Below are 9,492 nucleotides of genomic sequence, written 5' to 3'. Positions count from 1 at the left end.
CGTTTGCCATTCGGCCGCACGCCTACGAGCCTAGCCCGCCGTCGGATCGGCCAAAAACGCCCGCTCGCGATAGGCGAACCAGTCGAAATCCGCCGGCATGCCCACGCCGCCCATGTCCTGGCAGGCCATGCCGATGAACGCGCCGGTGAAGTTGGGCAGGCCCGGCGCGCTCGCCTCGTCGGAGAGGATCGAGGCGTCGAACAGTTCGGGCAGCCATTCCCAGCGCTCCGCGCCCGCCATCCGGTAGCCGAAGCGCAGCCGCTCGTAATCGATCTCGCAGCGCAGCTCGATCGGGCCCGCCGACAGCGGGATCGGCGCGGTGAAGGCGTCGCCCTGCGGCGAATCGGGCAGCGCTGTCATCACGCGGAGATGGCGACCGATCTCTTCGTCGTGGCTGACATGCAGATACTGGAACTTGGTGCCGTTATAATAGGCGACCAGCCCCGCCGCCTGCTGGAAGTCCTGCGGTTCGAAATCGAGGACGCAGGTCGTTGACGTACAGAAGGCCTGGAGCCGCCGCGCGACCAGCGCCTGGGTGAAGACGCTGCCGATCGTCTCGCGCCCGAACAGGCGGAGATGGCCGGGCCGTGCGGTGAGGCTGAAGATGCGGTCGGGCTCGGGCGTGCGCAGCCATTGCAGGTCGATCGGGAGCTCCGCCGAATCGAAGTCGTGGCGTTCCTCGGTAGCGCGCGCGGGCGAGGGACCTCCGGCCAGCTCCTGCATGTCGAGTTCGGGCAGCCCCAGCCCGTTGCGGGTGTAGAGCCAGCCATCCTCGCCCCAGCGCATCGGCTGGATCGCGGTCTCGCGGCCGAGCACGCAGCGGCCGCGATTCGGCAGCGGGCGCCCGCACAGATAGGCGAGCCAGGGTTCCCCGTCCGCCGTGTGCACCAGATCGGCATGGCCTGCGCGCGCCAGCACCGCGTCGGGGCGGGTGCGGCTGGAGAGGATGGTGGTGTCCGGGTGCAACTCGTACGGCCCGGTGATCGCCCGAGACCGCGCCATGGTGACGGCATGGTTCCAGCCGGTGCCGCCCTCGGCGGTGAGCAGATAGTAATAGTCGCCCCGCCGATAGAGGTGGGGCGCCTCCGTCAGCCCCAGCGCGGTGCCGGGGAAGATATTGGTCCGTTCGCCGACCAGCTTGCCGGCGGCGGCATCATATTCCTGCAGCACGATCCCGGCGAAACGGTTGCGACCGGGGCGGTGGTCCCAGAGCTGGTTCACCACCCATTTGCGGCCGTCTTCATCGTGGAACAGCGAGGGGTCGAACCCGCTGGAGTTGAGGTGGACCGGATCGGACCAGTCGCCGTCGATCGTCTCGCAGGTCACGAGATAATTGTGGAAGTCGCGCAGCGACGCGCCCGAGGCGCCGCCCATCGTCGTGCGGCCATAGCGCTTCACATCGGTGTAGCAGAGGTAGAAGCGGTCGCCGTCATGGGTGAGGCACGGCGCCCACACCCCGCAGCTGTCCGGATCGCCGCGCATGTCGAGCTGCGACGCGCGCATCAGGGGCCTTGCGATCAGTGTCCAGTTGGCCAGGTCGCGGCTGTGGTGGATCTGCACGCCGGGGAACCACTCGAACGTCGAGGTGGCGATATAATAATCGTCGCCGACGCGGCAGATCGACGGATCGGGGTTGAAGCCGGGGAGGATCGGGTTGCGGATCATCGGGGCGCCTTGACGAGGGTCCAGAGAAGCACGGCGGCGAGCAGGTCGAGCAGTCCGAGTGCTACGAAGAAGGGACCATAGCCGAGCGAGGCGACCAGGCCGCCGATCAGCAGCGAGAAGATCAGGATGCTGCCATTGGCGAAGGTCCCCGCCAAGCCTGCCACCGTGCCGAGCTCGTTGCGGGGAAACAGGTCGCTGGCCATGGTGATGACGGTAACGGACAGCGTCTGATGCGCGAAGCCGCCCAGGCAGAGCAGCGCGACAGCGGTCCAGGCGCTCTCGACGCTGGCGACGAAGGCCATGCCGGTCATCAGCAGCGCGCCGAAGGTGAAGGTCCAGCGCCGGGCGTTGATCAGGCTGATCCCGCGCCGCTGGAGGAACAGCGTCAGCGCCGGCCCGAACATGCAGCCCAGATCGGCGGCGATGAACGGCAGGAAGGCGGAAACCGCGATCTCGCCGAGGTTGAAGCCGCGCACCTTCACCAGATAGAGCGGCATCCAGAAGGTGAGCGTGCCCCAGGTCGGGTCGGCGAGGAAGCGCGGCAGGGCGATGCCCCAGAAGTTTCGCTGGGTGAGCAGGCGGACGAGCGAGGGGCGCTCGGCGCGTTCCTGGATATGCGCTTCCTGGCCGCTGACGATCAGGTCGCGCTCGCGGTCCGAGATGCTCGGATGCGCGTGTGGCGAGCGGTAGTTGGCGAGCCAGAGCAGCGCCCAGAGCAGCGCCAGCACACCGGTGACGACGAACGCCGCGCGCCAGTTCCACAGCGCGATCGATCCCGCGACCAGCGGCGCGGCCAGTGCCGCGCCCGCCGAGGCCCCGAGATTGTAGATGCCCCCCGCAAAGCCGCGCTCGCGCGCCGGGAACCACTCCGAGACGACCTTGAGCCCGCCGGTGTGCGAGGTCCCCTCGGCAAAACCCAGCAGCCCGCGCAGCGCGAACAGCCATTGCCAGCTGAAGGCGAGGCCATGCGCCATGCTCAGCAGGCCCCAGCCCGCGGCGAACAGCGCCAGGCCGGAGCGCAGCCCGACCACGTCGAGGATGTAGCCCACCACCGGCTGCAGCATGATGCCGCCCTGGAACGCCGCGGTGATGTAGGAATATTGCCGCTCGTCGATGTGCAGGTCGACCATGAAGCTCGGCGCGGCGACGGCAAGGGTGCTGCGCGTCAGATAGTTGAGCATCGTGCCCAGCATGACGATGCCGATGATCCACCAGCGCAGCGCGCCCGTGCGGTGCCAGAAGGACATGCACTCTCCCCAAACCGCGCAGCACGCGTGTTAACGTTAACGTTGCCAGCAAAGCGTGCGATCCGCAAGAGCGGGTCCTGCTTTGAACGCAGGCTGCGGGATGCCTGGGCGGATCGGGCGGAGTATAGCAACCGCCATGAACGATGTTCTTGCCCTGGACCGGGACCGCTGGACCGCTTTCGCCGCACGCGACCGGGCGCAGGACGGTCGCTTCGTCGTCGCGGTTACGACGACCGGCATCTACTGCAAGCCAAGCTGCCCCGCGCGCCGGCCGCGCCCCGAGCATGTACGCTTCTTCGAGGCCGGCGCGGATGCTGCCGCGGCCGGGTTCCGGGCTTGCCTTCGCTGCAGGCCCGACGAAGCTGCGCGCGATGCGACGGCGGTGTCCCGCGCCACTGCGCTGCTCGACGCGGCGGAGGCGCCGATCGGCCTCGACGCCTTGGCCACGGCGGTCGGTTATGCGCCCCATCACTTCAACCGGTTGTTCAAGCGGGCCACCGGCGTAACGCCCGCAGCCTATGCCCGGGGGCTGCGCGCGCGGCGCGCGGCCGCGGCGCTCCACGAGGAGGACAGCGTGACCCAGGCGATCTATGCCGCCGGCTACTCGGCCCCCAGCCGCTTTTATGCGGAGGCCGGCGCCCGGCTCGGCATGGCGCCGAGCGCCTGGCGGGCGGGCGGGGCGGGGGAGACGATTCGCTGGACCCTGGCCGAGACCAGCCTCGGCCCGCTGCTGATCGCCGCGACCGGCAAGGGCCTGTGCCGTATCGCGTTCGACGAAAACGCGGACATGCTTGCTCGCCGCTTCCCCGCGGCGACGGTGGTGCCCGGTGACGTCGATTTCGCGGCACTCGCCGCGGAGGTGGTGGCGCTGGTCGAGGACCCCCGCCGCCAGCGCGACCTGCCGCTCGACGTACAGGGCACCGCCTTCCAGGAAGCGGTGTGGCAGGCGCTGCGGGCGATTCCGCCGGGCGAGACGCGCAGCTATGCCGAACTCGCGGCACTGGCGGGCAATCCGGCGGCGGTGCGCGCGGCCGGCACCGCCTGCGGCGCCAACCCGGTTGCGCTCGCGATTCCGTGTCACCGCGCCCAGCGGGGGGACGGCAGCATGGGCGGCTATGCCTATGGGCTGGACCGCAAGCGGGTGTTGCGCGCCCGCGAAGGGGTGCGCGACCGGAAATAGTCTACTGCGCGCCGCCCGCCGCGCAGTGATAGACCAGCTTCTCGTTATACGTCGGCGGAAGCGCCGCGCGCATCAGCTGCTGCACGCTGGCGAGGCTGGCCCGCTTTGCCTGATCGGCCGTGCACTGGTTCACCGGCACCGTCGGTTTGACGTCCCGTACCTTCTGCATGTCCGCGGCGGAGAGGAAATAGCGCGTGTCGGTGAGCGTCTCGCTATCCGGATCGAACTCGCGCACCGTCACCGTCTGCTCGTCGGCGGGCACCAGCACGCGCTGCCAGCGGCGGCCCGATTCGGCATATTGGGTGCCGCCGTCGAAGCAGCCGTCCGGGCCGACATTCACCTTTGCCGCGTCGCCGGGCGAAACGGTGATGCGGCTGCGATCCGGCTGAAGCGTGCAGACCAGCGGGCCTTCCGCCGCATCCGCCGGCAGCTTGGCTTCGACGGTCTCGTTCCCTTCGCCCGGCGGGGCGATGCTCGCTTCGTCGAAGCTCGGGCGAAGCACGAACAGCGCGACCGCGCCCAGCAGCAGCGCGCCGCCGCCGACGGCGGTCCAGATCCCCGGCCGCTGCTTGTCCCGGGAGAGCAGCAGTCCGGCTGCGCCCAGCGCCAGCGCGCCGAACACGAGCAGCACCGCCGCGCCTGCCATATAGGTCTCGCGGGTAGACTCGTTGGCCGCGCGCGCCTTGTCGATCGCGGCCTCGCGGGCGCGGGCGGCGGCGGATTCGGCCTGTGCGGTGCGGTTCGCCGCGTCGGCACGGTCTTTCTCCTCGGCCGCCTTGTCGAGCGCGTTGCGCTGGTCGACGCTGATGCAGGGCGCGGCCACCGAGACGAAGGGCTGCTTGGCCTGGGTGAGGAAGCCGGTCAGCTCCGTGTCCGAGATCGCGAAAGCGAAGGTCGAATCGCCTTCCTCGCTGTTGGTGATCGCGGAATTGACGCCGAGCACCCGCCCGCAGGCGTCGAGCAGTGGTCCGCCGGAATTGCCGCGCGCAATGCTCGCGGTGTGGAGCAGCACCGAAATGCCCTCCAGCGTCCGCGTGCCGGCAAAGCCGCCCTGCGAACGGACCGGTGATTGCGGGGTGATGAAGTCCGCCGCCGAGCGCGCGGTCGCGATGTCGACATTGCCGGGATAGCCGAGCGCGATCAGCGTCTCGCCATCGGTGACGGCACCGCTGGACAGCGCCAGCGTCGGCAGCTTGGCGCCGCTGAATTCGATCAGCGCCAGATCGCGCTTGGTGTCGATCGCGATCAGCTTGCCCTGGAACGACTTGCTGCCTTCCGAGGGCACCACGCCGATCACGACGTTGCCGGGATAGCGCGAGGCGAGTTCGACGACATGCGCGTTGGTGACGACGCGATTGGGCGCCACCGCGAAGCCGCTGCCATGGCCGAAGCCGACCACTTCATCGTCCGCGACCGCGATGGTGACGATCCGCACCACGCCCCGACCCGCCGCCGAGATGTCGTCGGCGCGCGCGGGCGCGTTCCAGGCGAGCATCATCGCCACCAGCATGATCATCTGCCGCACGCGCGGAAACACCCCGGTTCTAGCCATGGCGGGCGCTTTCGGCGAAAAGCGCCGGGGGTTCAAGCGCGCGCGGGGCGCGACCGTCATTTCTCCGCAGGCGTCTTCGGCGCGGGCTGTTTCAGCCGGGCGTCGATGGTCTCGATCATCTTGGAGGCGGCCTCCCCCATCCCCGAGGCGTGCGGGTCATAGGTGAGCGCCAGCAGCATCGATCGCGCCTCGGCAAGCTTCTCCTCGGCGATCAGCATCGAGGCGGTCTGCATGCGCAGCCCGCGGTCCTGCGGCGCCAGCTGATAGGCGTGGAACAGGCCGTCGCGGGCGATCTTGGGCGGCCATTTGCCCTGGTCGGCATAGCTGCGGAAAAACAGGACCAGCGGCCGCGGATCCTCGGTATCCAGCCGATTGGCGCGCGCAATGGTGCTGCGAATCGCGGCCCATGTTTCGATCTTGTCGTCCTTGGCGGCAAGGGCGATCGCCATCTGCGCCATCGCGCGATAGCAATGCGCCTCGACGAACCGGGGATCGGCGGCGATCGCCCGGTCGGCGGCGGCCAGCGCAGCGGCATGATCCCCCGCATCATAGGCGGCCTCGGCCAGCGCGCGCTGCACGATCGGGTCGTTGGGGAAGCGCGCCGCGACCTTCTTCGCATCGGCATAGACGCCCGGCGCGCTTTTCTCGTTCACGCCCGCAGCCGAGCGGATCCGCACCGGCACGATCGCCGCCTCGCCCGGCGTCAGGAGCCGCGTGGTGACGGGGGGGATCGTCAGATTTTCCGCCCGCACGCGAAACCCGCTGATCCTCGGCCTGGCGAGGAATCGCTCCAGCTCCTTGTTCAGGGCAGTCAGGTCGCCGAACACCGCCGCCGCCGCTTCGGGCGACTTCCGCTCGTTGGTGATGGCGTCGAGATAGGCACCGAGCTGGCCTTTGCGGCTGGGCTCGAAGGTGAGGTAATGGACCAGCGCCCAACCGCGCCCGTACAGGGCTTCGCGCTGCTCCGGCTGCAGCTTGCCAGCGGCACCGGCCAGGATCTGACGGATCGGCAGGGGGTTGCCGGTCAGCAGCCCATAAGCGCGATATTGGGGGGCGGCGCCGAACTGGAGGTTGCCGGCACCGTCGAAGCTGGCGGTCGCATGAAACTCCGCCCAGCCCTCCGCGACCCAGGAGGGGAATGCGGCGTCGGCCCAGGTGGTGAACATGAAATGGTGGGCGTATTCGTGCTGGAGCACCTGCTGCGGGCCGAGCGCGCGCGGTCCGTCGCCGGACAGGTCGCCCGGCACGAAGGCCACCGAAGCGCCGGCACGTGGAATATAGAAGCCGGCCACATCGGACTTGCCCGCAAGACTGGCCACGCGATCTTCGTCGCTGACGAAATAGACCGTCACGCGCCCCGCCTTGCCCAGCGGCGATTCGGTAATGCCCCGCGCGAGACGCAGCGCCTTGTCGAACTTCTCCAGCCGCTCGGCATTGCGGCGCAGGTTCGCGTCCGACGTGTTGGCGTAGACGAGGAAATGGGCCGTCTCCGCAACCCGCCAATCCGCCGACGCCGGTGTCGGCGCACAGGACAGCACGAGCAACAGCAGCCACGCCCACGTCTTCATCGCAATCCCCCCGATATTCCCCGCCGCATGGATAGCGGCCCGCGGCGCGTTGGCAAATACCGGAATCACCGACTCTCAGACGAAGCTATAGGGATCCACGTCCACCGCCACGCGCACGCGCGGGCTCCAGGCGAGGCCGCCCAGCCAGTCGCGGATCACCTCCTGCACCGCGAAACTGCGCCTCGCGTGGACGAGAAGGCGGAAGCGGTGCCGCCCGCGCAGCATGGCGAGCGGCGCGGGGGCGGGGCCGTAGACGTGCATCTCCGCCAGCTCCGGCGCCGAGCGGCCGATCATCCGCGCCGTTTCCTCCGCTGCCGCCTTGTCCTCGGACGAGACGATGATCGCCGCGTAGCGGCCGAACGGGGGGGCATCTGCTTCCCGGCGTGCGTCGGTCTCCGCCGCGTAAAAGGCCTCGGCATTGCCCGAAATCAGCGCCTGCATCACCTGCGCCTCGGGCGCATGGGTCTGGATGAAGACGGTACCCGGCTTCTCGCCGCGGCCCGCCCGCCCAGACACCTGCATGATCTGCTGGAAGGTGCGCTCGGACGCGCGCAGGTCGCCGCCGTCGAGCCCGAGATCGGCGTCGACCACGCCGACCAGCGTCAGGTTGGGGAAGTGATAGCCCTTGGTGACGAGCTGGGTGCCGACGACGATGTCGATGGCGCCATGCTCCATCCGCGCCACGAACTCCGCCGCCTTGGCGGGCGACCATAGCGTGTCCGAGGTGACGATGGCCGTCCTTGCCTCGGGCCACAGCGCCGCCACTTCGTCGGCGATCCGCTCGACTCCGGGGCCGCAGGCGACCAGCGTGTCGTCGGACTTGCACTCCGGGCACATGCTCGGTGTCGGCATCGTGTGGCCGCAATGATGGCAGGAAAGCCGGTGAAGCAGCCGGTGCTCGACCATCCATGCCGTGCAGTTCGGGCACTGGAAACGGTGGCCGCAGTGGCGGCACAGCGTCAGCGGTGCATAGCCGCGCCGGTTGAGGAACAGCAGCGACTGCTCGCCGCGCTTCAGCGTTTCGTCGATCGCCGCGACCAGCCGGGGCGCCAGCCAGCGGCCGCGCTCCGGCGGCTCGCGGATCAGGTCGATCGCTTCGATCTTCGGCAGCTCGGCGGCGCCGTAACGGCCCGGAAGCTTGAGTTCGGCGTAGCGGCCGACTTCGACCTGGTGCCGCGTCTCGATCGCGGGGGTGGCGGAGGCGAGGACGACCGGACAGCGCTCGAACATGCCGCGCATCACCGCGACGTCGCGGGCGTGGTAATGCACGCCCTCTTCCTGTTTGAAGCTGGTTTCGTGCGCCTCGTCCACCACGATCAGGCCCAGCTTGGGATAGGGCAGGAACAGCGCCGAGCGGGCGCCCACCGTCACCATCGCCTCGCCGCCGGCGATCGCGCGCCAGGCGCGGCGGCGCTCCGAGCTGCGCAGGCCCGAATGCCATGCCACCGGCTCGCAGCCGAAGCGGCCGGAGAAGCGGGTGAGGAAGGGTTCGGTGAGCGCGATTTCGGGCAGCAGCACCAGCGTCTGCCTGCCCGCATCGATCGCCGCGGCGACGGCTTCGAAATACACCTCGGTCTTGCCCGATCCCGTGACGCCGTCGAGCAGGAAGGGCTGGAAGGCGGCGGTCTCCACCGCGGTGCGCAGCGCGGCCGCCACCGCTGCCTGCGCCGGGTTGAGTTCGGGGGGCGCGAAGCTCGGGTCCGGCAGGGGATAGGGCGCCTGGGTGTCGACCGTCACCGCCTCGATCGCGCCGGTCTTCACCAGCCCGCGGATCACCGCGTCGGAGACCTCGGCGACCGCGGCGAGTTCGCGCACCAGTCCCTGACGCTCGCCGATCCGCTCCAGCGCCTGGATGCGTTGCGGCGTCAGCCGATCGGGAATCTGGCCGGTCGCGCGATATTCTGTGATCGTCGGCGCCGCCTCGAACGCCGCCGAGGTACGCAGCGTCATCGCGAGCACGGCCGAGGGTGGGGCGAGATAATAGTCCGCGGTCCATTCGATCAGCCGCCGCACGGGGGCGGGGATCGGCGGTGCATCGGCGACCGCGAGGATCGCGCGCAGCCGATTGTCGCCGATCTCCTCGGTCGGCAGCCGTTCGGGCTCCCACACTACGCCGGCGAACTGGCGCGGCCCGATCGGCACGATCACGATGCTGCCGGGCGCGACCTCCATGCCCGGCGGCACGCGATAGTCGAGCGGCCCCAGAGCCGGATGGAGGACGAGAATGCGCGCGCGGGCCATGATCGGCCCCTCATATGGGCATTTTCGGCGGAACGGGAA

At 69.5% G+C, this 9,492-nt stretch carries 6 protein-coding genes; 1 reads left to right on the top strand and 5 read right to left on the bottom strand.

Features of this window, described 5'->3' with window-relative positions:
• Nucleotides 1–30 precede the first annotated feature (30 nt).
• The gene (locus SPI01S_RS16170) at nt 31–1,665 is read right to left on the bottom strand and encodes a glycoside hydrolase family 43 protein (protein ID WP_066724820.1); all 1,635 of its coding nucleotides are present in this window, start codon (nt 1,663–1,665) and stop codon (nt 31–33) included.
• Nucleotides 1,662–2,912, bottom strand: a complete 1,251-nt coding sequence (locus tag SPI01S_RS16165) for an MFS transporter (protein WP_066724817.1) — start codon at nt 2,910–2,912, stop codon at nt 1,662–1,664. The genes SPI01S_RS16170 and SPI01S_RS16165 overlap by 4 nt, the downstream gene beginning before the upstream one ends.
• 136 nt (nt 2,913–3,048) lie before the next feature.
• Here SPI01S_RS16165 and ada point away from each other — a divergent pair, with 136 nt between their 5' ends.
• Entirely contained in the window at nt 3,049–4,092 is a 1,044-nt protein-coding gene (gene ada, locus SPI01S_RS16160; RefSeq protein ID WP_066724815.1) for a bifunctional DNA-binding transcriptional regulator/O6-methylguanine-DNA methyltransferase Ada, read from the top strand.
• 1 nt (nt 4,093) lies between these two features.
• Here the strand turns inward: ada and SPI01S_RS16155 are convergent, their stop codons facing one another.
• The 3 genes from SPI01S_RS16155 to SPI01S_RS16145 all read right to left on the bottom strand — a co-directional run bounded on the left by SPI01S_RS16155 (nt 4,094) and on the right by SPI01S_RS16145 (nt 9,453).
• Nucleotides 4,094–5,644: a S1C family serine protease gene (locus SPI01S_RS16155; protein WP_245653628.1), complete on the bottom strand. Its 1,551-nt coding sequence runs from the start codon at nt 5,642–5,644 to the stop codon at nt 4,094–4,096.
• Between the two features lie 56 nt (nt 5,645–5,700).
• Entirely contained in the window at nt 5,701–7,212 is a 1,512-nt protein-coding gene (locus SPI01S_RS16150; RefSeq protein WP_066724812.1) for a hypothetical protein, read from the bottom strand.
• A gap of 75 nt (nt 7,213–7,287) precedes the next feature.
• A complete protein-coding gene (locus tag SPI01S_RS16145; RefSeq protein ID WP_066724810.1) occupies nt 7,288–9,453 on the bottom strand; it encodes a primosomal protein N' in 2,166 nt (721 codons plus the stop codon).
• Nucleotides 9,454–9,492 lie beyond the last annotated feature (39 nt).

The organism is Sphingomonas pituitosa NBRC 102491 (genome assembly GCF_001598435.1).
GTDB classification, from domain to species: Bacteria; Pseudomonadota; Alphaproteobacteria; order Sphingomonadales; family Sphingomonadaceae; genus Sphingomonas; species Sphingomonas pituitosa.
Note: the sequence above shows the minus strand (reverse complement) of the source record. Positions and strands in the feature narration are given on the sequence as shown.